1 protein-coding gene is annotated in these 222 nt (G+C 53.2%); it reads left to right on the top strand.

From position 1 onward, the window contains the following. Nucleotides 1-222, top strand: a 222-nt coding sequence (locus tag ACXAG2_RS20955; RefSeq protein ID WP_474870281.1) for a transposase, incomplete at both ends; no start/stop codon positions are given.

Genomic DNA, 222 nt, shown 5'->3' with positions numbered 1-222 from the left:
CAACGCTTCGATCATCCCAGAAAACTCATGGCGTATTTGGGGTTAGTCCCCGGTGAACAATCCTCCGGGGGCAAGCGTCGCCTGGGGGCCATTACCAAATCCGGGAATGGCAGGGCCAGACGCCTGTTGATTGAAGGTGCACACAGTTACCGATACCCGGCGAACATCTCCACCGAATTACAATTAAGGCAGGAAGGCTTACCCAAAGACATCGTTGATATT

It is taken from the genome of Alteromonas sp. ABH4_456 (assembly GCF_056160645.1).
The sequence above is the reverse complement of the archived record's forward strand: the minus strand, read 5'-3'. Positions and strand labels throughout refer to the sequence as shown.